The following is a 24904-nucleotide window of genomic DNA, read 5'->3' on the forward strand; positions in this document are numbered from 1 at the left end:
TTTCAAGGAGAACAACATGCCCCGCCAAATGAACCTGGGTGCCTTCCTCATGGCCACCGGTCACCATGTGGCCGCCTGGCGCCACCCGGCCGTACCCGCCGACCCGCTGGATTTCGCCACCTACAAGCGCACCGCACACATCGCCGAAGCGGCCTGCTTCGATGCCTTGTTCGTCGCCGACAGCGTTGCCGCGCCCAGTGACCCGCTGGCCAGCCACAGCGCCCGCTCGGTGTACTTCGAGCCACTGACCCTGCTGTCGGCGTTGAGTGCGGTCACCGAACGCATCGGCCTGATCGCCACTGCCACCACCAGCTACAACGAGCCGTATCACGTGGCACGCAAATTCGCCTCGCTGGATCACCTGTCCGCAGGCCGTGCCGGTTGGAACATGGTCACCTCCGACGCTGCCGCCGAAGCCGGCAATTTTGGCCGCCAGGCGCATATCCCGCACGCCGAACGCTATGCCCGTGCCGGGGAATTCCAGCAAGTGGTGCAAGGCCTGTGGGACAGCTGGGCCGATGATGCGTTTGTGCGTGACAAGGCCAGCGGCCTGTTCCACGACCCGCAAGCCGTGCGGGCTATCGACCATGTCGGCGAACACTTTCGTGTCAAAGGCCCGCTCAATGTCGCCCGCTCGCCACAGGGGCGACCGGTGCTGGTGCAGGCCGGTTCGTCCGAAACCGGCCGCGAGCTGGCGGCCCAAAGCGCCGAAGTGGTGTTCACCGCCCAGCCCAGCCTGGCACGCGCACAGGCCTTTTACGCCGACCTCAAGGGCCGACTGGCCCGCCATGGGCGGGATGAGCAATCGCTGAAGATCATGCCCGGCGTGTTCGTGGTAGTGGGGCAAAGCCAGGCGCAGGCCGAGGACAAGTACGAACAGTTCCAGGCGCTAGTCGACCCGCGTGTCGGGGTTGGCCTGCTTGGGCGAATGCTCGGCAACTTCGACCTTTCCGGCTACCCGCTGGATGGCCCGCTGCCCGATTTGCCGCCCACCGAAGACGGCCAGCGCAGCCGCCAGCAGTTGCTCACCGAACTGGCAGGCAACGATCAGCTGACCCTGGCCCAAATGGGGCGGCGCATTGCCGGTGGGCGAGGGCACTACAGCCTGGTCGGTACCCCGGTGCAGATTGCCGATGAGCTGCAAGCCTGGTTCGAAGGCAGTGCCGCCGATGGCTTCAACGTGCTCGTGCCGCACCTGCCCCTGGGCCTGGAAGACTTCGCCCGCTATGTAGTGCCCGAGTTGCAGCAGCGTGGGCTGTTCCGCCGCCAGTACCAGGGCCACACCCTGCGCGAACACCTGGGCTTGCAGCGCCCAGCCAACCCTTACTTTGCCGAACGAGACCAACCATGAGCTACACCGCCAACCCCGAGCGCTATGCGCGCATGCCTTACCGACGTGTAGGCCGCAGTGGCCTGGTGCTGCCGGCCCTGTCCCTGGGCTTGTGGCACAACTTTGGTGATGCCACGCCTATCACCACGCAGCGTGCCTTGTTGCACACCGCCTTCGATGCCGGCATCAACCACTTCGACCTGGCCAACAACTATGGCCCGCCCTATGGCAGCGCCGAGATCAACTTCGGCCGGCTGCTGCGTGAAGACCTGCGCAGCTACCGCGACGAGCTGATCATTTCCAGCAAGGCCGGCTGGGACATGTGGCCGGGGCCATACGGGCAGGGCGGCAGCTCGCGCAAATACCTGATCTCCAGCCTGGATCAGAGCCTGGCAAGGCTGGGGCTGGATTACGTCGACATCTTCTATTCGCACCGCTTCGATGCCGACACGCCGCTGGAAGAAACGGCCATCGCGCTGGCCGACATCGTGCGCCAGGGCAAGGCGCTGTACATCGGCATCTCGTCCTATTCCGCCGGCAAAACCGCAGAAATTGCCGCATTGCTCGATGAGCTGAAGGTGCCGCTGCTGATCCACCAGCCGTCGTACAACCTGTTCAACCGCTGGATCGAGCGCGATCTGCTCGACACCACGGATGCCTTGGGTGCCGGGGTGATCGTATTCACAGCGCTGGCGCAGGGCCTGCTCAGCGACAAATACCTGAATGGCATCCCGGCCGACGCCCGGGTGAACCGCGCGGGCGGCGGGTCTTTGCTACCCCGGCACTTGTCGGAAACCAACATCGCCCGTGCACGCGCCCTGAACGACATCGCCCGTCAGCGTGGCCAGAGCCTGGCCCAACTGGCCTTGGCCTGGACACTGCGTGACCCACGGGTGACCTCTGCCTTGATCGGTGCCAGCCGGCCCGAGCAGATCACCGAGAACGTTGCGGCGCTCGACAACCTGGCGTTCACCGCCGAGGAGCTGGCTGCCATCGACCAGTACGCCGTGGAAGGCGGGATCAACCTGTGGGAAAAACCCTCGACCGACTGGAAGGAGTGACCGATGCGCGTGCTACACCTTGCCATGCTGTTGTGGGTGGCCCTGGCCGGAGTGGCCCAGGCTGCAGACCCGGCTACCTTGCGGATTGGCTACCAGAAGGGCTCGATCAGCCTGGTGCTGGCCAAGCAGCATCGTCTGCTGGAGCAGCGATTTGCCAGTACCCGCGTTGAGTGGATCGAGTTCCCGGCCGGCCCCCAGATGCTGGAGGCATTGAACATCGGCAGCCTCGACATCGGCTCGACCGGTGATATCCCGCCGATCTTCGCCCAGGCTGCCGGTGCCGACCTGTTGTACATTGGTGCCGAGCCAGCCAAGCCCCAGGCCGAGGTGATCCTGGTGCCGAAAGACAGCCCGATCAGCGCGGTGGGCGAGCTCAAGGGCAAGCGCATTGCCCTGCAGAAGGGGTCCAGCGCACACAACCTGCTGTTGCGTGCCTTGGCCAAGGCGGGGCTTGGAATTCGCGATGTTCAGCCGGTGTACTTGGCACCCGCCGATGCCCGGGCGGCGTTCGAGCGGGGCAGTGTGGATGCCTGGGCGATCTGGGACCCGTTCTACTCTGCCATCGACCTGGAGGGTAAGGCGCGGCTGTTGGCCGACGGTCAAGGGTTGGGGCTGATCGGGCCGTTCATGCTGGGCTCACGGACCTATGTTGAAGCCCATGGCGCCTTTGTCGGCCAGTTGCTCGATGAAATCAGCCGGGCCGAGGCGCTGACCCGCAGCGATGAGGCTGGGAGCATTCGCTTGCTGGCGCAGTTCATGGGCTTGCCGGAGGCGGTGGTGCAGCGCAGTTTCAGCCACCGGCCGGCATCGCCGGTGCTGCCGGTGAGTGATGAAATCGTGGCGGCGCAGCAGCGCACTGCAGCGTTGTTCTTCGACAACAAGATCCTGCCCAAACGGGTCGACATTGCCGGGGCAGTGTGGCAACGGGAGTAAGTTACCCAAGCGGCCTTGCGTCGCGAAGGGGCTGCAAAGCAGCCCCCGACAGCCTCACAGGTTACCTTTCCGCCTGCGTTCTTCCCGATCTACCCGTCTATTTTCAGCACTCATTTCTAACTTCAGAGATTTACAAATGAGTGTATTTACCGCCTATTTCTGCGGCACCGGCTCCCACCGCTTCGACAACGCCAACCCCGATTTCTGGAACGGCGAACTGGTCTCGACCCTGGCCAGCAACGATCAGGGTCGCGAATTCGCCCACTGGATCGCCGTCGACGGTCCCGGCAGCGGTAACCTTCAGGATGACAACCTGTTCGTCGAACCCGGCGGCTATTTCAACTGGACCGGCCAGTTGTTCGGTCGTGGTTGGGAAGAAAACGTCAACCATGTGTTGCAGGTGATCAAAGGCGAAAGCAGCTGGCAGCGCACCCAATTGAGCCAAGAAGGGTACGAGCGACTGAAGGACGCTGGCGTACCTATCCCGGATGCTTCCGCCACAGCCTCCTGGTTCTGGCGTACCTACGACTACGGTAACCGCCACCCGACACCGCAGGAACTGCAAGAGCGCATCATCAGCATGTTCCGCAAACCGCGCCTTCCGCTTCAGGTCAACCTGGTGGGCTGGAGCCGGGGAGGGATCAGTTGCCACATGCTGGCCAACGCCATGGCACAAGACCCGGTGCTGCGGGACATACCGGTGAACATATTTGCTATCGACCCGGTACCCGGGATTGGCAATGTGCAAACCGAACGCACCACACTGGCGGCAAACGTGCGTGAATATGTCGGCTTCTATTCGCGGGATGAGCGTTCCAAAGGGTTTGCCTGCGTGATCCCGTCCGTGGACAGCCGTACGCAGATCTCCATTTATCCGATGTCGGGTCGCCATGCCACGCTGGTGGGCAACGCGTCGGCCGATGGTGCGAGCGGTGGCGAGGCGTTCAAGGAACCTGGGCTGGTCGTTCGTCATTTCGCTGAAGTCTGCCTTACCCGCTGGGGTGTTGCCCTGGACAAGCGACTGGCCTTGAGCGATCGGCAGCTCATGGAGTATCACCGGGCGATGACCGCTGCCGAAAGGCAGTACCACGCCATGCGCAGCCAGTCTTACACGGTGCTGACCGAGGGTGAGCGAGATGATCGGCTGGTGCATTGCGGCGAGGTTTGCACGCACTTCAGCAAGGTGTGCGGTGATGACTATGATCCGACCGAAGGCCTGGCTTTGACGCGTTGGGACGCGACTACCTACAAGGCGCTGCGGTAGCCGATGCGGGCGGCCGGATCAGCGGAAAAATATTTTGCATGGTCCCTCTATCCAACCGCCCCGAGTTCGATTGAAAATGGCGCCGCGGGCCAGCCCCGATAACAACAACCTTCCCTCCGTGACATCATGTCTGAATATAACCCTTGCCTTGACTGCGGCGCCTGCTGCGGGTACTTCCGTGTGTCCTTCTTCTGGGGCGAATGCCAGTCTGCCGGGGGGGTCGTGCCAGATGACCTGGTGGTGCAGATCAACCCCACCCGCGTTGCCATGATCGGCACCGATGCCAAGCCATGCCGCTGTGTCAGCCTTGAAGGCGAGATCGGCAAAGAGGTGGCTTGTACCATTTATGCCAACCGTTCCAGCCCTTGTCGCGAGTTCGAGGCGTCGTGGGAGGGTGGGGTGCACAACCCCAGCTGTGACGACGCGCGGGCGGCGTATGGGCTGCCGCCACTGACGCCGCCAGGGGCGAATGAACCGCATTGGCCGGATGACGGGGCAGAGGTGGCCTGATCGGCTGCATCGGTGCCTGGCAGCGTTCGGGGCCGCTTTGCGGCCCATCGCGACGCAAGACTGCTGCTGCAATTGATCGCGTAAACCCGAGGGATCACCCTTGGGCAAACGCCGTCAGCTTCTCGCCATCCAGCCGGTAGCGCACCCACTCATCCTGCGCCTCGGCACCGAGCTTCTCATAGAAGCCTATCGCCGGCTCGTTCCAGTCCAGCACGCTCCATTCCAGGCGGCCACAGTTGTTTGCCACCGCTTCGCGGGCAATGTGCCGCAGCAGTTGCCGCCCGGCACCGTCGCCTCGCTGCTCAGGCGTCACGTACAGGTCTTCCAGGTAAATGCCGTTGCGCCCGAGCCAGGTCGAGTAGCTGTAGAAGTACACGGCAAAGCCGACTGCCTGGCCATCGCGCTCGCACATGAGGCTGTGCACCGTGCTGCCCTCGCCAAACAGGCTGTGCTCGATGTCGGCGAGGGTGGCAACCACCTCGTGGAGGGCGCGTTCGTATTCGGCCAGCTCGGTGATAAAGGCCAGAATCTGCTCGGCATCGGAACGAACGGCAGGGCGAATGGTGAGGCTCATGGTAACGGCTTCCTTGATCCAGGTCTGCAGTACAGTGATGTGTATTCACAAAATTTAATGCAACTGTACAGGTCGCAGGGAAGGGCGACTCCGCTAGTGTGACAGCACCTGTAACGAAAGTGGAATGCCCGCCATGCTTGCCTCTGCCGACCTGCTGACCGCTTTCGTGCTGTTTGCCTTCGTGTCTTCTATCACCCCTGGCCCGAACAACACCATGTTGCTGGCCTCGGGGGTGAATTTTGGTGTGCGCCGCTCTATCCCTCACGCCTTGGGCATAAGCGTCGGCTTCATGGTGATGGTGCTGGCCGTCGGCCTGGGCCTGGGTGAGGTGTTCAAGGCCTGGCCGCCGCTGTACACGGTACTGCGCTACGCCGGCGCCGCCTACCTGCTTTACCTTGCCTGGAAAATCGCCACCTCCGGGCCGGTCGGCACGGCCTCGTCCAGCGCCCGGAAACCGCTGGGTTTCTGGGGGGCGGCGGCGTTCCAGTGGGTCAACCCCAAGGCCTGGGTGATGGCGGTGGGGGCGATCACCACCTACACGCCTGCGCAAGGCTATGTGACGAACGTGATTGTGATCGCGGCCTTGTTCGCGTTGGTCAACCTGCCCAGCGTCGGCGTGTGGGTGATGTTTGGCAGCGCCTTGCGCACTCTGTTGCAGAACCCCCGCTGGCTGATGCTGTTCAATGTCCTGATGGCCTTGTTGCTGGTGATTTCACTGTACCCGCTGCTGTTTGTAGAATCAGCGTTTTCCTAGCCCCGCGAGTACAGCAAACCGATGCAGTTGATTCCCTGGTCCCACGAATGCGCCGAAGGTTTTACCCTGCGTGGCTGGCGAACCCCGGCCAGTGGCAAGCCGCTGCTGCATTTCTTGCACGGCAACGGCTTCTGTTGCCTGGCCTACCAGCCATTGCTGATGGGCCTTGGCGAGCATTTCGACCTGTGGCTTTGCGACGTTCAGGGGCACGGCGACAGCGATCACGGTGGCGTGTTTCGTGGGTGGAACCGTACAGCCGAGCTGGCAGTGGAGGCTTTTCAGGCCGGGCGTGGCGAGTATGGCGATGTTCCCCGGTTTGCCGTGGGCCACAGCTTTGGTGGCGTGCTCACCGGGCTGATCCTAGCCAGTGAGCCGCAACTGTTTGCCCGCGCGGTGCTGCTTGACCCGGTACTGTTCAGCCGACGCATGATCGGTGTGATGGGGGCGGCTGCTCTGGTTGGCCTGCACCAACGCCATGCCCTGGCGCGCAAGGCTGCCAGCCGTCGCAGCCACTGGCCCGATCGCGAGGCAGCGCTGGCCTCGCTGAAAGGGCGGGGCATTTTCAAGGGCTGGGCCGATGCGGCGCTGCAGGCCTATGTCGAACATGCCATCGGCGATTGCGGTGATGCGGTAGTACTCAAGTGCCGGCCCAGCCGGGAAGTGGAAATTTTCAGTTCGTTCCCCAGACGCATGTGGGCAAGCCTGACCGCAATCAGAACGCCGACGCGGGTGTTGTATGGCGAGCAGACTTATCCCTTCGTGCCGCACTCAGTAAACCGTCTGGCGGCGCTCAACCGCGCCGTGACTGCACATCAAGTTGCAGGTGGGCATTGTTTCATGCAGGAAGATCCGGCTGCGGCGGCTCAGCAGGTGCTCGCTTTCTTGCAGGGCTAACTGTTCCATGCATGGAACGATGCATGCCAATTCAGCTGGCTACCGCCAGATTGTCGTCATTGATAAGGTTAACTCAGCCAAGAGAGGAGCCTTCTCATGAAACAGATTCTGGGTATCCACCGCAGCCCGCACGCCCATTGGGTGGGTGACGGCTTCCCGGTGCGCAGCCTGTTCACCTACGACAACCTGGCCAGCCGAATCAGCCCATTCCTGCTGCTGGACTACGCCGGGCCCCATGACTTCAGCCCCACCAACGCACGGCGTGGCGTTGGCCAGCACCCGCACCGCGGCTTCGAGACGGTCACCATCGTCTACCAGGGCGAACTGGAGCACCGTGACTCCACGGGCGCTGGCGGCCTGATCGGCCCTGGCGACGTGCAGTGGATGACCGCAGCCAACGGCATCATCCATGAAGAGTTCCATTCCCCGGGCTTTGCCCGCAGTGGCGGTACGCTGGAGATGGTGCAGCTGTGGGTCAACCTGCCGGCGCGAGACAAGCGTGCAGCGGCCGGTTACCAGACGTTGCTGGCGCAGGACATCCCTGAAGTCACGCTGGACGGCGAGGGCGGTAGCTTACGGGTAATTGCCGGTAGCTACCGTGGGCATACCGGCCCTGCGCGGACGTTCACCCGCATGGATGTATGGGACCTGCGGCTGAACGCCGGTGTAGCCCTGCAACTGCCGGTGGCCGCCGGGTGCAACGCGGCGCTGGTGGTGTTGCGCGGTAGCGTGCAGGTCAACGGTGAGCGCGAAGCCGGGCCCTCAAGCCTGGTGCTGCTGGACCGGGGTGGCGAGGATGTAACGGTCGAAGCGCTGGAAGGTGCCAGCGTGCTGCTGCTCAGTGGCGAGCCTATCGATGAGCCGATCGTCGGTTATGGCCCGTTCGTGATGAATAGCCAGGCGGAAATTGCCGAGTCGTTCGACGACTTCCATGCCGGGCGGTTTGGGCAGATGCAGGATGCGCGTCGTGATGCGGCGCACTGAGCGGTAGCCCGCCATACTGAACGCTGCCAAGACCACTCGTCGCCTAGTGTGCGATTGCGATCGAACACACGGCCCCTGCTGGCAATCTTCCACTAAGGTGCTAAGGGATTCCCCGCATCATCATTGCCCCGGCGCATGGACGCCTGCCCCGGCATGCGCAATATCAATTGGCGCCTCGCCTCACAAAGGCGTAATTCCACACAACAGACCATCCCACAGAGAGGGTCGTACCATGTCGTTGATTGGAGTTTCGATGCTAGAGATGCGGCAGTTGATCGAGCAGGCCTGCTTGCCTGATCGCTGTGAAGTCAGCTGCCTGGATGGCACCAACCTGACCATCCGCCTGGGTCAGGGTCAGAGTCTCGACGAGGGCGTGACCCTGAGCGGGGTCCCGCTGCAAAGCCTCAACAGCTGCCGTGACCTGGTCCACCTGGTGGGGCAGCTGCACGCGCTGCGTGACAGCCACCCGGTGCCACTTAAGGCCATTGCCTGAGTGAGCCGATGTATACCCGGCCGGCTTGAGCTGGCCGGGTGTATTTGCGTTATCCGGCCTACTGCAGCTCCAGCAACAGGTTCAAACCCCCATCCCCGCACTTGCCTTGGTCACGTACGACACCGTGGTAACTGCGCCCGTCCCAAACGAATGCCACGCTGTGGGCTCGGTCGACCTTGTCGGGCAGTGGCGGACAAATGTGCAAACGCAACGCTGGCCGGCCCTGCAGGTTGAGCGCGGCGAGTTGGCACTGGCACTCCACGCTTTGCGCCACCGGGCCAAACAGGGTGTCGCGCACGTAATCGAGTTGCAGCGAGGCATTGGGTGCACGGCCGGGCATTTTCATGAGCGTGCGGCTGATGAGTCGTGTGGGGGCATCGGGCAAGGCAAGTACGGCATGGCAGGCTCCTGGGTGTGAGAACGCGGCTTATTGTTTGAAGCTTGCCAGACCAAGATGTTCAACGTGTTTCATGCACGTTCATCGTGTTTGTGTCAGCTACCGGCCTTGCGCAACGTGAGGTTGATCCGCCGCTCGCCCATGCGCGGATGCACGCCGGGCTTGATGGGCTGCACCCCGTGAAAGCGCAAGCGGTCTTCGCCGCCCCAGATCAACACATCGCCATGGCTCAGGGGTACGCGCTGGGTCTTGTCGGCGCGCTGCAGGCCCCCCAGCAGAAAAACGGCCGGTAACCCCAGCGACAACGACACGATCGGCTGGCTGAAGTCCTGCTCGTTGCGGTCCTGGTGCAGGCTCAGGCGGGTGCCGGGCAGATAATGGTTTACCAAGCAGGCGTCGGGGATAAAACCCTCGAAACCGGCCATTGCCGCAGCGCGGGTGGCCAGGCTCAGTATCACCGGGGGCAAGGCGGGCCAGGGCCTGCCGCTGAGCGGGTCGGTGGCACTGTAGCGATAGCCGTGTTCATCACTTACCCAACCCAGTGCGCCGCAATTGGTCAAGGCGACGGCCATGTGCAGGCCTCCCGGTGTGCGCATGTGCCGGAACGGCGCGGCGCGCAGTACCGGGCGCAAAGCGTCCAGCAGGGGTTCGATTTCGCCCAGCGCGAAGCCGGGCAGCAGCACGGTATGGCTGGCCAGGCGTTGTGGCTGAGGGCCGAACAGATCGAGGTCGGACTGGATCATGGCACTGCACAGGTTCAAGGGTTACGGCATTGTATCCCGGCATGTGCAATCGAGAAAAAGGAACCGCGGCACCAGGGAGAGGAGCACCGCGGTTCAAGGGGGGAGTCGTTTACTTCTGGGTCACGGTGGCCAGGTTCGCGCTGCCCAGCTGGGTGATGGTGGCGGTTTGGGCGATACCGCTCTGGTCGACGTACGCCTTGTTGCCCTGGCCTCCCTGGGTCACGTAAGCGACGTTGATGCTGTCAGTCTGCTTGATGGTGGCTTCGTTGCCGCTACCGTACAGCTGGTTGGTATAGCTCTGGTTGCTGTACCCGGACTGGTCCAGCGTGATGGTGTTGCCAGTACCCTGGCTGTTGCCGTAGGCGTAGTTGTCGGTACCGCGCTGGTCGGCGATCAGGATGTTGTCCGTACCGTTCTGATCGAAATACAGCTCGTTGTTGCTGTCGGCCTGCTTGGTCTGCATCTGGTTGCCTTTACCCGTCTGGGTCAATGTGGCCAGATGGTCAGATCCGTTCTGGGTCAGGTTGACGCCGTTGCCGTTGCCGTTCTGGTTGATGGTGGCGTGCTGATTGGTGCCGAACTGGCCGCCCATCTTGGCGCCTTTCCAGTTGCTGGCGGTGATGCTGTTGCCATTGCCTTTGGTATTGATGGTCAGGTTGAGGTTTTCACCATTCTGATAGGTGAAATGCAGGTTGTTGTTACCCGTCTGGGTGATGGTGGTGGTCGAGTTGTTGGTCTCGAACTGGTCCGACCAACTGGCGTTGGCGTTGCCTTGCTGCGACAGGCTGACCTTGTTGCTCATGCCAAAGCTCTGGTCGATATAGCCTTCGTTGGACTGGCCGGTCTGGACCACGGAAGCCTGGCTGCCAATCTGGGTGTCCTGCCACACTTCAACCGAGTTGCCGCCACCGTATTGGCCAATGCCAATGGTGCCACCGGTACCTTCGCGCTGGTCGCCGTAAGCCCAGTTGTCGTGGCCATCCTGGTAGACCTGGATGTCGCCGTCGGCATGGTTCAGGTGCTCGGCGGTGGCGTAGTTGTCTTGGCCGGTCTGGTTGACGGTACTGCGGTTGTTGCTGCCACCGAAGGTCTGTTCGATGAAGGCCTCGTTGCGCTGGCCGGATTGCCAGGTGGTGGCTTTGCTGCCTTCCTGGCTGTCCTGCCACACGGTGGATTTGTTACCGACACCTTGCTGGGTTTGCAGCGATTCGTTGTTCAGCCCCACCGACTGGCTGGCGAAAGCGTCGTTGTAGCTGCCTGCGGCTTGCTGTTTGATCCGGCTGCCATTTTCGAACAACTGCTCGGCATAGCCGGCGTTGTACTGGCCGGTGGCACTCTGCTGGATATCACTGGTGCTTTCGGTTTGCACGGCCAGGTGATTGTGGCCCTTGCCGGTCTGGTTCTGGGTGGCCGAAGCGAAAGACGCCTGGGTCTGGCTGACTTCGGCGATGTTTTCCTTGCCGTCCTGGGTCTGGGACGAGGTGCTGTCAGCAGCCATGGCCTGACCAGCGAGGGCCAGGACGATAGCGGCACTTAACGGAGCGAGCTTGTACATGGTGGTGCCTCCAGGTCTATCGGTATTGGGTGATCTGAACATGCTGGCCATTGCCGGCCTGGGTCACGGAGCTGTTGAGGCCCGAGCCGGACTGCACGATGCTGGCGCTGTTGTCGTTGCCGATCTGCTCGATGGCTGCGCTGTTGCTGCTGCCGCTCTGGCGGATCGATGCGCTGTTGCCATTTCCCTGTTGGCTGATGCTGGCCATCAGGTCACTGCCTTCCTGCAAGATGTACGCTTCCTGCGTACCGCCGGCCTGGACGATGCGGCCCAGCAGGGCCTGGCCGTTCTGGTCGAGGGCGGCGCGGTTGCCCGACCCTTGCTGCTCGATCACCGCAGCCTGACCGGCACCGACCGGTAGCAGGCGGATGATCACCGGGTCACCGAGGTCGTTGCCGGGCGCAAGGTCGGCATTGTCCATCAGGTCGTCGGCCCAGCTGGCCTGGCCCACGAGGGCCAGGCTGAGAAGCAGTGGATACAGGCGTTTCATGGCGTTTCCCCGCCTTTACTGCACAACCACGTTGACGGTGCGGGTAGTACCCGGGCTGGTGGTGATGGTTGCCGTCGGCGCGGCGGTCGGGACTATCGTGGTGCTGTTGCTGACGGCCAGGCGCCAGCGGCCGTTAACCGGCACTGTGGTGGTACCCAGCGTCTGCACCCCGGTGGTGGTGGTGACCCGGACCGTGACAACGTTGCCCGTGGTAACCGATGAGGTACCGCTGATATCCCAGTTGTAACGGTTGTTGGAGCGTGCCGTGACGGTGGCTGCCGTAACCGCGAAGGTTTCGGCGGCTGGCCGTGGCGACACGTTGACGGTGACCGTACCCGGGGTGGACAGCGCCCCCAGCGAGTCACTTGCCTGGTAGGTGAAGGTGGTGGTGAAGGCTGCGGTTACCGTGGCCGGTGGGGTGTAGGTCACCGTGGTGCCATCGGTGCTGACAGTGCCTCGGCCTACCGCCGGTTGTGTGACGGCCGCAACAGCCAACGGCACGTTGCCTTCCGGATCGGTGTCGTTGGCCAGCACGTTGATGGTCAAAGGCACGCCCAGGGTGGCGACCGTTTCCGGGTTGGCGGTGGGTGCCTGGTTGGGTGCAACGTTGATGGTGACCGTAGCCGGTTCCGACTTCAGGCCCTTGGCGTCCACCGCGCGGTAGCTGAAGGTGGCCACCAGTGGTTGCGTAGCCCCGGCTGGCGGGGTGTAGGTGACCGAGGTGGTACCGTTGAGCACCACGCCGCCAAGGCCGGTGCCTGGTTGGGTGAGGTCACTGATGGTCAGCGGCACGTTGCCGTCCGGATCGCTGTCGTTTTGCAGCAGATTGAGGGTAATGGGCACACCGACACTGGTGCTGCCAACATCGGCCTGGGCCAGCGGCGGCTGGTTGGCCGCTTCAACCGGTGCGTTGCCGACCACGATCACCGGTTCTACATCGCTGCCCCCGTGGGCAGACTTGACCGTAACGGTGGCCGGCGGTTGCGCCACATCGTTGACCGTGATGCTTTGCAGCGTGCCTGCTTTCGACATGCGGCCGTAGCCTTGGGCGAGCATGTCGGGGATGACGACCTCATCACTGGACCTGGCCTCGATCAGCAGGCGTTTGTTGGCCCAGTCATAGCGTGCAGTGCTGACCTTGACCACATCGGTCAGCTTGCTCGACAGCGCGGTCGGTTGGGTGCCGCCAGCACTGTTGCTGGCGGTAACCACCACCACCGCAGGCGGTACGGCCTGGCTAAGTTGCTGGCTGAAGAACAGGCCGTTGTTGTCCGCCGTCAGATTGAACTCGCAAGGCGAAGGGGGCGTGCCGATCAAGGCCAGGCCATTGCGCATGCACAGGCTGGCCTCTCTCGGAGCCTTGGCGAACACTTCTACACGGGTGCCGCCACCGTTGCGCGAATAGGTGGCTCGCTCCAGCGTGACCGGCGTTTGCGCGCGTTGGTCCAGCACCTTGCCCGAAACGGTGAACAGTGCGGTCTCGATGCGCCCGGGCGGGCCGTCGATGCGGATGAAGTTGGTGTTGAACGGGCTGCCGACCACGGCTTCCGGGCGATTCGGATCGCCGATGAACGTTTCAGTGGCGCCGGTATCCGGGTTGACCTCGGTATAAGGGCCGCCAACCCCGCGCAGCCATGGCCCGAGTGCACCGTTGAGTGCCCCGGTGAAGTTGCCCGGTGCGCCGATGCCGATGTCGCGGGTGATGTTGATCGCCCGCCGGCCTGGCGTGGTGACGTTGACCGTTTCCACACCATAGGGGTGGGTAATGGTGTAGGTACCGGCGCGTGGCACCGAGACGCGGATACGAATGCGGGCGAAGCTCTGCTGGTCGCCGTCTACCGGGTTTTCGGCGGCAAAGGCCGCTTCCAGGCCGGCAACGTAGGCATCCAGTTCATAGCCGCTGTTGCCGACTGCCGGGATGGTGGCCTCGGCCAGGAACCAGAACATCTCTGGCGGCCAGTTGTCGGGGAATACCAGCGGCAGTGCATCGTCGTAGATGCCGGGCTCTGGCAGCAGCGTGCACATGTAGGATGGCGCGGCGGGGGGGCCGGGTACCCGGGTGCTGGTGGCGCGTGACTGGCACAGCTCCAGCGACTGGTTGAGGCTGTCCTTGTACCACATGGGGTAGCCGCCCGTGGCGAAGGTGTAAGGCCCTGGGTCGACTTCAGACAGCGCAGCGAAGGCGGCGCTGGTAACGGTGAGGGAAAAACCGGCGGCGAACAGCGCACGGCGCGACCAAGTGTTCATGCGGCCTCCTTGAAGGCTGAGCCTTTGTCTGTTCATGGCACCAGCACCACGTCTTCGGTGTCGCTACCGCCATTGGCACTGGTGACCTGCACCTTGGCCGGCGGGATGGGCGAGAGGGTCATGCTCAACGTTTTCACGGCGCCGGTGCCGCCAAGGTTGCCGATCAACGTGCCGTTGCCGGTGTGTGCGGTCAGCACTGGCGGGGTGGTTTCGTCGCTGGTACTGGCCACCAGGGTCAGTTCGCCCGTGGACAGGCGGTATTGGGCCTGGGTAATGGTCACCAGGTCGGTCAGCGGCACATTGCGGGTTGTCAGGCTGCTGGTCGGGATCGCCACGCTGTTGTCGGCGGTTAGCGTCAGGATGCTGCCTGCCGCCGGGTTGAGGGCCGACTGTGCATACCAGGCACCGGTGCCGTTGGCCTCGGTGAGGTTCAGGCTGGGTGTTTGACTGGTCAGGCTGACGCTGGCCGGTGGTGGCGGGGCCATCACGAAAATGTCTTGCTGGGCGCGCAGGTTGCCGTTTTCGGCGTGCCGCGAATAGGTACTGCGCTGTGGCATCAGCGGGGTTGGCAGGGCGACGGTCGAGAGCTTGCCGGATATCGAGAACAGCTCGGTACGCAGGTCGATGCCACCGGGACCTTCGATGCGTACAAAGTTGGTATTGAACGGGCTGCCGGTTACCCGTTCATCCAGGTTCGGGTCACCGATGAAGCGCTCGCTGCCTTCGGTGTAGGGGCCGTTGACACTGCGCAGGAACGGCCCGACATCGCCCTTGAGCGCGCCGGTGAAATCGCCTGCGCCGGCAATGCCGATGTCGCGGGTCATGTTGATCGCCCGGCGGCCGGCGGCGGGCACGTCGAACACTTCGACGCCGTAGGGGTGGGTGACCACGTAGGTGCCAGCGGTAGGTACATCGACCCGGATGCGCACCCGGGCGAAGCTGACCTGGTCACCCTCGACCGGCTCTTCGGCGGCGAATGCCGCTTCGATCGCGGTACCGTAGCTGAGGTCGATGCCGCGGGCGGCGTCGACGATGGCGGCGTCTGCAGTGAACCAGAACGCTTCGTCAGGGAAGTTGGTGGGGAAGACAATAGGTTGCGTATCGTCGAACACGCCCGGCGTGGGCAGCAGCGTACACATGTACGCCGGTGCGCCGGGTGCGCCGGCAACCCTGGAGCTGACCGCCTTGGTCAGGCACAGGTCGAGGGTACGACCGTGACTGTCCTGGTACCAGGCTGGGAAGCCGCCGTTGGCGGGGACGTAGGCGCCTGGGTCGACAGCGTTCAAGGCAGCCTGCGCCGGGAGCTGGAGCATGCCGGCGAAAATCGCCACTGCCAGCGGGTGGGGTATCGGTCGGTGCATGAGTCTATTCCTCCTGCAAACGGGCCCATGAACTTGGGGCGTCTGGGAGGAGATCGGCAAGAGCTGTGCCAAAAGCTGGAAACTGCCTTGCAGGCCCTACGGCACAAGGGATCCAGTATCTAAGCGGGGCATTTCACACGCTGTTGACGGTGGGCAGCCTTCCCCAGGATTGGGGATTGGGGGGAGGCCTTTGCGACCCGATAGGCGGGTGCAGTCCCAACTTTGCTACAGTGCACCGGCCTTCCCCCGGCAGGGCTGGCCCTGCTGCGACATGCCCGGGAAATGACCCGCGCCATGGAGCGCCTGGACAGCGAACTTAGCGAATACGCCGAAGGGGCACGTGGCCATGTGCGGGTACTGGCAAACGTGTCCTCGATCATGGAGTTCCTGCCCGAAGAAACCTCGGCGTTCATGCTGTAAAACCCGCTGATCCAGGCTGAGAAGTCGACATGCGCGATGGCTTGCAGAGCCTGCAGGCAATCATGCCGACGGCCGCCAAGCGCCGCTGGATCGACGCCGCCTACGTCGCTGGCGTGCGCCACATGGAAGTCGCCTCGTTGTGGTGGCTCATGCCCTCACATACCCGGGCCTGCACGTCACCGTGCTGGCCCCCAACCTGCGTGGTGCCCGGGACGCGCTTGAGTCCGGCGCCCACCGCATCGTCGCCCCGGTATCGGTCAGCATGGCACACAGCCTGGCCACAGCCTGGTTGCAGTGCAACAGGGCATCCGCGAGCTGGACGCCTCGCTGGCTGGCCTGGGAGGCTGCCCGTTTGCCCCTGGTGCGTCTGGTAATACCGTCACCGAAGACCTGGTGTTCATGCTGCAGGGCATGGGCTACGACACGGGGATCGACCTGCCTGCGCTGATCGCGTCGCGCCGGGTACTGAGCGAAGCGCTGCCGGACGAACCACTTTACGGTTGCATTGCCCGCGCCGGATTGCCGCTCGACTTCGCCCTCAGCACCAACGTCGGCTACAGCATTCAGGGCTACACGTTCAGCGGTGGTTATCAGAAGGTGAGCGGTGACACGGCGTATGCCTATGTGGGCGGTACCGATACCTACCTGTTCAGTGAACAGCAGGTCAGCACCTTTGCCCTGGCCAACGAGCGTGCGTGGATGCTGCGCTATGACTACAACTTCGCCGCCTTGGGTATCCCGGGGCTTACGCTCAATGTGCGCTATGTGAAGGGCGATCAGGTGAAGCCTCAGCGTATAACCAGCGCGAAGGGCAGGGCGCTGGCGGCAGGCGATGGAGAAGGGCGGGAGTGGGAGCGCACCACGGATATCACCTACGTGGTGCAGTCGGGGCCACTCAGGCATGTGTCGCTACGTTGGCGAAATGCGAGCATGCGCTCGAACTTTGCCGATGCGGCGGATGAGAACCGGGTGGTTGTGGGGTACACGTTCGAATTTTGAACGTCATGGGGTCGGAGCACCCTTTGACTTCGCCGTACGCGGTTTGCGTGGTTTTTTCTCCGGACGCTTGCCAGGCTTGAGCTGCCAGCGATCTGCGTTGGCGAGCAGGCGCTCTTGAATGGCGGGCGGGTAGTCGCTGAGGGTCGTCACCGGTGGAACGGGTTTGCCAGGCATACCTGCCTCGCGGATCACCTTTGGCCAGCGTGGTCGCCAGCACAGCAGCAGGCTGAGCCAATGGCCGGTACCTACGATGACGAAGGCGGGCCAGACCATGAGCAGGACGACTTTGAACAGCCAGCTGCTCTTGCGGAAGAAGCGGCCAAGGCCTTCGAACTGGGCGCTGAAGGCCTGGATGGGTGAGGGTAGCTGGGTACTCAGGCGAGGGCGGGGGACGGCGTGCGGGCCTTCTTCCATGTAGCGGCGGATGAACTCCCACTCGTCGCGGAGTTCACTGCCGCCTTGGCCTTGTTTGCCGAGCAGGGCCATCTCCATGTGCGGGAGGCCCGTGCGGCTGGGGTGCCAGACCAGGCCGAGTCGCATGCCCACGCTGAGTGAGTCATCTTCTGGGTCAATGGCAGTACTTCCGGTTGTTCTCCATGGGAAGGTTACGATTCCGCCACAGTATTTCGGTCTATGGAGGTAAACTTGTTGAGTTACTCGATTGAAGCGAATGAGTAGGTGGCGGCGCGGCTCGTAAGCATTTCCAGTCGGGTTAGATGAATTCCATACTTCGAGTAAAGGTAGAGTATGGTCGAGGAAACTGAGAGCATTATAACTGTGCTGAGGAGCGTGACTACGGATCGCCCCTCAGGATCCGTAATATCCATCCATATAAAACCAAAGGTGATGTATAGTCCGACAGCAATGGCCGGGGCGATAGCGCCGAGCGTTGCGAGCGTAATTAGACCACGTTTTTCTTCTGAACCGCCACAGCGAACTTCCAAGAAGATGTCGTTAAAAGCGAACAGGGGGCCTCTTGCGCAAGGCTTTTCACTGACGGACTGGAAATGCATTTCTTCCTGCAAATCGCCCTCATAGAAGTCTTTATTCCCGCACTTTTCTTTCGATGTCAGTTCTGCTTCATATGCTTCTCGCTCAGCCTTGGACTCTTTGGTCATTCTCCAAAAACCCCATTCGATCAAATACATTTACAATACCTCGCTGAATGCCGAGTGCAGGGTCTTCAGTTCTTCAAGATCTTCAAAAGGCTTTGAGTTTTTTGCAAGGCGGAACGTGCTGCGCTTGCACCACTTTTCCAAAGCATCGTCCTCAAATATGTAAATTATTACAGTCAGAGCCAGGCTGACCCAGAAAGTGCCAAGAATTAGACGAGCGAGTAATAAACGAGCAGCTTGTGTGCCGAGTTTTTCTGCGATCGCTCCCAAGGACGTGGATAGCATCCTTGCCAGCTTGGTTTTGGCATTTTGAGAGAGGTAGTCGAAGAGAGGCTTTGCAATCGCAACTGCTGTCCCTAACTCTGCCAGCGAAAGGGTTATTGTGGCCATCCCTCTTACAAAATACGTAGCGGCTAAGAGTCTGGATTTTTTTTCAGCCTGCTTGGAAGCGCCACTCTGGCTACTATTGAAATGCTCAACTGAATCAGTGAAATCCCACCACGCTAGCAGCGAACCTCCGATACCCGCCAATCCAGCGCCCCATAGTTTCAACCTTCCCAATGTCGCTGCTGCCCCTTTCCCGGTCACACTCTTAGCGCCGTATCGGGCTACCACCTGGTCCACATAGCTGGCTCCGACTTCAAAGCCTGCCGCTGCCGTGGTCATCGCGGCCGCCAACAGTTCAGTCTTCACCCGCGCATCACTGTCGGGCAGTTCGCGAGCCTTGAATGCCATCAGCATGCCTTCCAGCAGGCAGACCAAGCTGGCGGCACGCACTTTGTAGAAGTCACTTTTCTTGCCGTCTGCCTGCATCAGGCTTTCAGCCCAGGCTTGGTCCAGAAAGCGTGCAATCTGGCCACCGCTGCGTTGAGAACTAATCGGTTGCCCGCTACGTGCAGCTTCACTCAGGCGTACGTCGACAGCGGTTTCATGTACCGAAGCAAACAACGCCAGGCGCAGGCCATGGTGCAACGCTCGGTCTGCACTGTTCGGGGCTCCGCTACGCAGGACCTGGCGCCCAAGCGCGACGAACCATCCATACAAGCCGATGCTGGCGCTGTTGTTCTGCTTTTGCAGTTCCTCGTACAGCGAGTTGATACGCCCGAAGGCATTCGCTGCCGCGTGTGCGCGCTTGGCAAGGCCTTCGGCCAGCGTGTAGTTGAACTCCGAGGGCGGTTCCGCCTTGGCGGCCTCAATCAGCGCCGCCAGCTCTTCCCGGATGTCGTCCTGGTTGTAGCTGATGCCGCGCATCGCCAGGTTGCCCCGGTCCGCCACGTCACTGCGCCACCAGTGGTCCAGCACTTTCGTGCCCCAGTCACTCAGTTCCATGCCGATCACGCACTGGCCGGTCTGCTCGGCAAAGGCCAGGCCGCTGATCAGGTCGACGTTGTCATAGCGGTCCAGGGCTTGCAGCAAGCGTTCGCTGATCACCCAGCGGGCGTGGTCCTTGGCGCGGTCTTCGGCGGCTTGCTGGGCCTGTTGCATGGCCTGCTCGAACGCGTCGAGCTGATCGTGCATGGCCTGGCGGTCTACCAGGTGGCCGTATTTCTGGTCGAACTTCTTGCTGAATTCGCCGGCGTCCTGGCGCGCCTGGACCTTGGCGCGGATGTCGCGCTCGAACTGCGCCATGTGCGGCTTCATGCGTTCGTCATGGGCGTCGGCTTGCTGCCTGGCCCGTTCGGAAAAAGCGTAGATCTCCGCATGCAGGTGAGGCTGGTTGCGCACTTGCTCGGCCATGACTTCGCGCTTGACGATCTGCTCGGTCACCATCTGCGGGTAGAGCTTTTCGATCTCCAGAAACGATTGCGCCACCAGCAGCTTGCGCTCGTTGTCCACGCCGGGTTCCACGGTGCGTTCCAGCCATTTCGTTTTCACATCATCGACCGCGGCATTGCGCCAGGCGTTGAGCTCCTGGGTAATGCCGATGGCGTCTTCGATCACGATGGCGGCGCCACGGGGTTTGGTCTGGTTCACTGGCGGCGCCAGGGCCTGGCGTGAGGCGTGGGGTGAGACGATCTGGTCGTTGTTGAAGGGTTGCCGGTCCAGCAGCGCCTGCAGGTCGGCATCGTCCCGGGCCTTGAAGTCGGCTACCCAGTTCAGTTGGTCGTGCTTGAGCACATGGGGCTGCGGCGGGGCGTCGGAGGGCTGGATGAAGCGGGCGATATCAATGGCGGGCAGGCTGTTGCGGTATTCGTCTTCGAGCAGGCGGTAGTTGTCGAGCAGGCGCGGGGTGAGGGGGGAAGGGCTGAACAGCGGACGCAGTTCCTGGATGTCGTCGAGGTCGTAGAGGGTGATGGTCCAGCCGAAGCTGCGGATGATCTCATCCAGATTACCAGTGAGGGGAGCGGGCGCCCACGGTGCGTCGGCGCTGATGTACTGCAGTGACCCGTTGGGTGCCACGCGGTACTGGCTGTGCCATTCGTAGGCATCTGCGCTGTGGCGCTTGATCAGCAGGTAAAGAAAACCTTCACGCAAGGGGCGGATAGCGTAGCTGGAGTGGGTCATCTCGCCCACGTCCTGGAACGGGCTGAGATAACCCGGCAGTTTGGGCAGGCGGGCGCGTTGTGCCGGGTTGCCGCCCACAGCGGCGTAGCGCAGGGGCAGCAGCTCGAAGCGACGGGTGCAGTCGGCGACCGGGCTGTTGCGCAGGGCAGGGCGGTAGCCGGTGGTGATGCGCCGGCACAGCTCAAGGGTTTCGGTAAGCGAGTCCATGTTGTGTACCTCAGTCCTTGGCGTGCAAGCATCGCTGCACGTTGTCGATCAGGGGTGTTTGCTGCGTGCGGGTAGCCGCGATTGCGTCTTGCCAGGCAGGCGTTTCAGATAGTTGTTCACCGTTGCGGGCCATCATCAGCACATAGCTGATCAAGTCCTGCTCGCGGTCCAGCCCTTGTTCACGGGCCTGATTCAGGTGGTGTTGAATCAGCTCAACCCGCGTACCGTGGCAGACAGCCGTCAAGGCCGGGCAGGACGGCTCGTGCTTCAGCATTTCGGCAAGTTGATAGCTCAGCGGGTCGCCGGCCAAGGCTGCCCAGCAGTCTTCGCTCAGGGTGATGGGCGGGACAGGGATCATGCGAGGCTGGTCGCCGCCAGCGATTTGCACCCACAACCTCTTGTGCGGATGCGCCACCGGGGCCCACCAGCAATGAATGGGCGCCAACCACTCGGCCACGCCAGGCAACTCGCGGCAGGTATCCAACACTTGCAGGACGGCTGCGGTGTGGTAGCGCAACAGGTAAGCGTGGCCATCCGGCCCGGTAACGGAGTTGGCTTGGCTCAAGTGCTGTACAAGCTGGGCGGCTGGCAGCGCGCTGACGATCCAGCCACTCACCGCACCCGTTGCACGTTGCTCCAGCTGCCACTGGAAATCGTACTGGCCTGAGACATCGGAACCTGGCCTGGAGCCGAACAACCAGGGGCCTACCGCGCGTAAATTGCCGAATTGAGCTTGTTGCAACAAAGGCCAGCAGCGCCCCGTGTAATGTTGGGTCAGCGTTTCCCGGGCCCGGGGTGAAAGGTTGGCCATTTCAACGACGGCACTTAGGCGATAGCGGTCGGATGTGCGTAGCACTTCTACCATTGCTCTGATAAATGGGCTGGGCATCAGCTGGCACCCTCCATGGGAATCATGTTGTGGCCGTCGGCGATGGCTTTGAGCAAGCAACTCAAACAAATCGGCTCCCCAGGCTCAGGTACGCCCGCAGTGGCAGTCATGCGCTGGCTGCCCTTGGCCTGCTGGCTGATCGGCCCCTTGAAGTCCAGCGCAAGGCCGTCCAGCGTGATGCCGGCGCCGTCGATTCGCAGAAGACCTGCCGGGCTTCTGATCGTCAGGCTTTCGCTGACCTGGATGTCGTAAACCTTGGTGGTATGCCGAATAGCCTCGCCGGTCTGCAATGTGCTGTGACCGGCCACGACTTGTTCTAGATGGCCACCGATCTCTACCGTGTGGTTGGCCTTGGTGAGGTCCTGCCGGTGATTGCCGACGTGTTCGATTCGGTCCTTGCCTGTGGTGATGGTGTGGGTGCGGCCAATGCTCAGGCTGTCGTCATTGCCAACTTCATGTGTCCGGTTCTGGCCGATGCTTACGGTCTCGTTCCGGGCAACGTCTTCAAGACGGTCCTGCCCAATCGAAATCGTTTCGTCCCGTTCGACGCGTTCGGTGCGATCGTTGCCCACCTGCGTGGTCTCGTCGTGCTTGACGATGTTGTTCTGGTCCCGCTGGGCATGGATGAACACTTCCTCTTTGCCCAGTTCGTCCTCGAAACGCAGTTCGTTGTAACCATCACCTTTATGGGTCTGGCTCTTGATGGTCATGCGTGTCTTGTGTTCGGGCAGGTCGTAGGGCGGTAACTGATCACCGCAGTAGGTGCGCCCGGTGATCATCGGCTGGTCCGGGTCGCCGTTGACGTACTGGATGATCACGTCCTGGCCGATGCGCGGAATGGCCATCGAGCCCCAACTGCCACCGGCCCAGCCCTGCGACACGCGTACCCAGCAGGAGCTGAACTCGTTGTTCTGGCTTTCACGGTCCCACGGGAAGCTGACTTTCACCCGGCCCCATTGGTCGCAGTAGATTTCTTCGCCCTTCGGCCCGACCACCGTGGCCATGTGCGGCCCGTCGATACGCGGCCGGGGCAACGGGGCCGGCCGCCATTCGGTTCTGCCGGGGACCAGCACGGCGTCCTGCTTGTAGCGTGTGCCTTGCCGGGCAGCTGCGGCTTCCTCTTGCAAGCTGGTGAACTGGACGCCTTCGTGGTGCACGCGGTTGACCCGCCAATGCAGGTTCAGGTCTTCGCGCGGGTGCTCGATCAGGGTGAAACTCAGGCCCGGTTGCAGGCGTACATCGTCGCCTTCCACCTCGGCCATACGGGCGTCATGGCGCAGGGCGGTGATGCGGGTGGCGGTGAAGGGTACGCCGACCGCCTCACGCTTGTAACGACCGGGATAGTCGAAGCGTTCGTAGGCGGTGGACTGGTGCGTCAGGTCGTTGCCCTGCGCACGCTGTTCCAGGCGGTACGCCGGGTGGGTGAAGGTGTAGTCGCGCTGCACCTGGCGGGCGGTACGCACCTGTTCGCTGTAGCGCAGGCGGCGCAGGCAAGGCCTGGGCTGATTGCCGCCGCTGGTGGCATGGTACAGCACCTGGTTGGGGTCGATGTCGTCCGGCTCGAAGAAGCCGCCGTCATCATCGTCGGCCTGAATGGCGCCCCGGCTAATCTGCCCCAGCGCCAGCAACCGGTCGGTGATGATCAGCGTGTGGCCTTTGGGCGTGTGTTCGAAGCGGTAGACGAAGCCCTCTTCGGCAGCCAGGCGGGCGATGAAGTCGAGGTCGGTTTCACCGGCCTGCACGCAAAACTCGCGCACCTCGTGTTTGTCGATGCTCTTCAGCGTGTAGCCGGTGATGCCCTGGCGCTCGAGCATGATCTGCAGAATCTGTGGCACGGTTTTCTGCTGGAAGATGCGCCAGTTCGAGCGCAGCCCCGCGCGGGCCAGCACGGGTTCGACCAGAGCCCGGTAACGGGTGCGGTGAAAGCCCGTTTCGCCCTGGCTGAAGGTGCTGACCAGCCCATGCACATAGCGCAGCGGGCGCTCACCACGCCAGATCGTGAACAGCACCGGCTTGTCGAGCAACTGGCCGAAGTCGACATCGTCTTCGAAGCTGATCAGTTCCAGCTGCAACTGGAATGGCGTGCTGATGGCCTCGTCCAACTCGAACGACACCACCTCAAACTCGCTGCGGCCAACCAGCGGTTGGAAGGTAAAACGCAAATCGGTTTGGCTAGGCATGTGGCGTCCCCCACTACTGCTGCAAGATGGCGTCGAGCGATTGCAGGACTTCGGCGGTGATCAGGTCGAGGCGGTAGCTGTAGTAGCTGTAGGTGCAGACCATGGCGATGGCCGAGAGCACCAGCGGGCTCCACCAGGGCCACTCCCAGCGCCGCCCGCGGTAGGGGCGATGGACGACGTTGGTGTAGGGATCGCAGACGGCTTCGGGGGTGGGACCGCGCAGTTCGCGGATGACCTTGTGCATGCGCGAGATCAGGGCCTTGATGATGTCGTCACACTTGGGGTCGAGGGCGTGCTTGCCGCGCAGGCCCAGGCAAATGCAGAAGTACAGGAACTCCAGTACATCCTGGAATTCCTTGGGCGACTGCATGACCCGCTCGAGCAGCACGAAGATTTTTTCGCCGCCCTGGGTTTCGTCGTGGAAGATGCTGAGCAGGGGCTCGTGGCTCCAGCACGAATTGTTGCCCCAGGGGCGGCTCATCACGGCCTCGTCCAGGAACAGACACAGGGCGTAGGAGTAGACTTCCTGCTGGGCAACGGGGTAGCCGTGCTGCCGGATTTCTTCGCGGATGTTGCGGACCTGGTTCTGCACGGTCTTGTGCACGTAGGCGATGTTGGGCAGGTCATCCAGTGTGTTCAGGCGAATGGCCAGGCCGAACAGCGGGGTGGCGGCGTCGAGCATCAGGTTCTCAAAGCCGCCGCGTAGCTGGAACTGCGGGTCGGCGGGGTAGCCGAGCGGTTCCGTGGCGTGTTCAGGGCCTGCCCCGCTGTGAGGCTCCTGGACAGCCTCTATATCCTCGAGCAGAATTGGCTTTTTCATGGCGGGCACAGGCTTGTCAGTGCCGTCGGACTGTCTGGACATCCTTAATCCTCGTCAGTTAACAGATCAGGCTCACGCAATGACCCCGCACTTTCCATGCGGTCGCGCACAAGTATCTTGCGAAAGCCTGAAGACTAACGAGGATTCAATAGGCAGGGGAGATTGAAACTTCCTAAAGC

The 24904-nt window shown here is 62.4% G+C and carries 20 protein-coding genes and 4 pseudogenes; 12 read left to right on the plus strand and 12 right to left on the minus strand.

The genetic code is table 11. The features are described 5' to 3' along the window. The first annotated feature begins 16 nt into the window (after positions 1 to 16). From APH36_RS19465 to APH36_RS19485, 5 genes are all read left to right on the plus strand, one after another. On the plus strand, positions 17 to 1351 hold the full coding sequence (locus tag APH36_RS19465; RefSeq protein WP_060499893.1) for an LLM class flavin-dependent oxidoreductase: 1335 nt from the start codon (positions 17 to 19) through the stop codon (positions 1349 to 1351). Next, positions 1348 to 2391 (plus strand): L-glyceraldehyde 3-phosphate reductase, encoded by a 1044-nt coding sequence (gene mgrA / locus APH36_RS19470; protein WP_060499894.1) that lies wholly within the window; start codon positions 1348 to 1350, stop codon positions 2389 to 2391. The genes APH36_RS19465 and mgrA overlap by 4 nt, the downstream gene beginning before the upstream one ends. Positions 2392 to 2394: 3 nt before the next feature. Then, positions 2395 to 3324 (plus strand): aliphatic sulfonate ABC transporter substrate-binding protein, encoded by a 930-nt coding sequence (locus APH36_RS19475; protein WP_060499895.1) that lies wholly within the window; start codon positions 2395 to 2397, stop codon positions 3322 to 3324. A gap of 136 nt (positions 3325 to 3460) precedes the next feature. Continuing rightward, complete coding sequence (locus APH36_RS19480) at positions 3461 to 4588, plus strand: hypothetical protein (protein ID WP_060499896.1); 1128 nt, start codon at positions 3461 to 3463, stop codon at positions 4586 to 4588. Between the two features lie 126 nt (positions 4589 to 4714). Further along, a complete protein-coding gene (locus tag APH36_RS19485) occupies positions 4715 to 5098 on the plus strand; it encodes a YkgJ family cysteine cluster protein (protein WP_016501425.1) in 384 nt (127 codons plus the stop codon). Between the two features lie 94 nt (positions 5099 to 5192). Here APH36_RS19485 and APH36_RS19490 read toward each other — a convergent pair whose 3' ends face one another. Further along, positions 5193 to 5672: a GNAT family N-acetyltransferase gene (locus APH36_RS19490; protein WP_060499897.1), complete on the minus strand. Its 480-nt coding sequence runs from the start codon at positions 5670 to 5672 to the stop codon at positions 5193 to 5195. 124 nt (positions 5673 to 5796) lie between these two features. On the opposite strand from APH36_RS19490, the gene APH36_RS19495 reads away from it, so the two are divergent. From APH36_RS19495 to APH36_RS19510, 4 genes are all read left to right on the plus strand, one after another. Continuing rightward, a complete protein-coding gene (locus tag APH36_RS19495) occupies positions 5797 to 6426 on the plus strand; it encodes a LysE family translocator (protein WP_060499898.1) in 630 nt (209 codons plus the stop codon). Positions 6427 to 6447: 21 nt separating this feature from the next. Further along, positions 6448 to 7320: an alpha/beta fold hydrolase gene (locus APH36_RS19500; protein WP_060499899.1), complete on the plus strand. Its 873-nt coding sequence runs from the start codon at positions 6448 to 6450 to the stop codon at positions 7318 to 7320. A 96-nt stretch (positions 7321 to 7416) separates the two neighbouring features. Beyond that, the gene (locus APH36_RS19505) at positions 7417 to 8304 is read left to right on the plus strand and encodes a pirin family protein (RefSeq protein ID WP_060499900.1); all 888 of its coding nucleotides are present in this window, start codon (positions 7417 to 7419) and stop codon (positions 8302 to 8304) included. Positions 8305 to 8536: 232 nt separating this feature from the next. Further along, the gene (locus tag APH36_RS19510) at positions 8537 to 8797 is read left to right on the plus strand and encodes a DUF1652 domain-containing protein (RefSeq protein WP_016714039.1); all 261 of its coding nucleotides are present in this window, start codon (positions 8537 to 8539) and stop codon (positions 8795 to 8797) included. Between the two features lie 58 nt (positions 8798 to 8855). Here APH36_RS19510 and APH36_RS19515 read toward each other — a convergent pair whose 3' ends face one another. The 6 genes from APH36_RS19515 to APH36_RS19540 form a co-directional block, all read right to left on the minus strand. Then, the gene (locus APH36_RS19515) at positions 8856 to 9143 is read right to left on the minus strand and encodes a hypothetical protein (RefSeq protein ID WP_016714040.1); all 288 of its coding nucleotides are present in this window, start codon (positions 9141 to 9143) and stop codon (positions 8856 to 8858) included. A 146-nt stretch (positions 9144 to 9289) separates the two neighbouring features. Beyond that, a complete protein-coding gene (gene alkB / locus APH36_RS19520; protein ID WP_060499901.1) occupies positions 9290 to 9937 on the minus strand; it encodes a DNA oxidative demethylase AlkB in 648 nt (215 codons plus the stop codon). 109 nt (positions 9938 to 10046) lie between these two features. After that, positions 10047 to 11492 carry a curlin gene (locus tag APH36_RS19525; RefSeq protein WP_060499902.1) on the minus strand — a complete coding sequence of 482 codons (1446 nt, stop codon included), beginning with the start codon at positions 11490 to 11492 and terminating at the stop codon, positions 10047 to 10049. A 16-nt stretch (positions 11493 to 11508) separates the two neighbouring features. Further along, positions 11509 to 11982: a curlin gene (locus tag APH36_RS19530; RefSeq protein WP_060499903.1), complete on the minus strand. Its 474-nt coding sequence runs from the start codon at positions 11980 to 11982 to the stop codon at positions 11509 to 11511. Between the two features lie 15 nt (positions 11983 to 11997). Beyond that, on the minus strand, positions 11998 to 14229 hold the full coding sequence (locus tag APH36_RS19535; RefSeq protein WP_060499904.1) for an Ig-like domain-containing protein: 2232 nt from the start codon (positions 14227 to 14229) through the stop codon (positions 11998 to 12000). 32 nt (positions 14230 to 14261) lie between these two features. Next, positions 14262 to 15590 carry a hypothetical protein gene (locus APH36_RS19540; RefSeq protein ID WP_060499905.1) on the minus strand — a complete coding sequence of 443 codons (1329 nt, stop codon included), beginning with the start codon at positions 15588 to 15590 and terminating at the stop codon, positions 14262 to 14264. Positions 15591 to 15836: 246 nt separating this feature from the next. Here APH36_RS19540 and APH36_RS30985 point away from each other — a divergent pair. The 3 pseudogenes from APH36_RS30985 to APH36_RS32115 form a co-directional block, all read left to right on the plus strand. Further along, positions 15837 to 16007: pseudogene (locus APH36_RS30985) on the plus strand (LysR family transcriptional regulator); the annotation flags it as partial. 32 nt (positions 16008 to 16039) lie between these two features. Next, positions 16040 to 16547 (plus strand): annotated as a pseudogene (locus APH36_RS32110) (hydroxymethylglutaryl-CoA lyase); the annotation flags it as partial. After that, a pseudogene (locus APH36_RS32115) lies at positions 16548 to 17009 on the plus strand (OprD family outer membrane porin); the annotation flags it as partial. 3 nt (positions 17010 to 17012) lie between these two features. Here APH36_RS32115 and APH36_RS30995 read toward each other — a convergent pair. From APH36_RS30995 to icmH, 5 genes and pseudogenes are all read right to left on the minus strand, one after another. Then, a pseudogene (locus APH36_RS30995) lies at positions 17013 to 18157 on the minus strand (DUF6708 domain-containing protein). Next, positions 18158 to 20836: a T6SS effector BTH_I2691 family protein gene (locus tag APH36_RS19560; protein WP_060499907.1), complete on the minus strand. Its 2679-nt coding sequence runs from the start codon at positions 20834 to 20836 to the stop codon at positions 18158 to 18160. 10 nt (positions 20837 to 20846) lie between these two features. After that, positions 20847 to 21725: a DUF4123 domain-containing protein gene (locus APH36_RS19565; protein WP_060499908.1), complete on the minus strand. Its 879-nt coding sequence runs from the start codon at positions 21723 to 21725 to the stop codon at positions 20847 to 20849. Beyond that, on the minus strand, positions 21725 to 23905 hold the full coding sequence (locus APH36_RS19570; protein WP_060499909.1) for a type VI secretion system Vgr family protein: 2181 nt from the start codon (positions 23903 to 23905) through the stop codon (positions 21725 to 21727). Before APH36_RS19570 ends, APH36_RS19565 begins: the two co-directional genes overlap by 1 nt. A gap of 13 nt (positions 23906 to 23918) precedes the next feature. Beyond that, the gene (icmH, locus tag APH36_RS19575) at positions 23919 to 24767 is read right to left on the minus strand and encodes a type IVB secretion system protein IcmH/DotU (RefSeq protein ID WP_060499910.1); all 849 of its coding nucleotides are present in this window, start codon (positions 24765 to 24767) and stop codon (positions 23919 to 23921) included. Positions 24768 to 24904 lie beyond the last annotated feature (137 nt).

Origin of the sequence: Pseudomonas sp. NBRC 111133 (assembly GCF_001320605.1) — a bacterium.
Lineage (GTDB): Bacteria > Pseudomonadota > Gammaproteobacteria > Pseudomonadales > Pseudomonadaceae > Aquipseudomonas > Aquipseudomonas monteilii.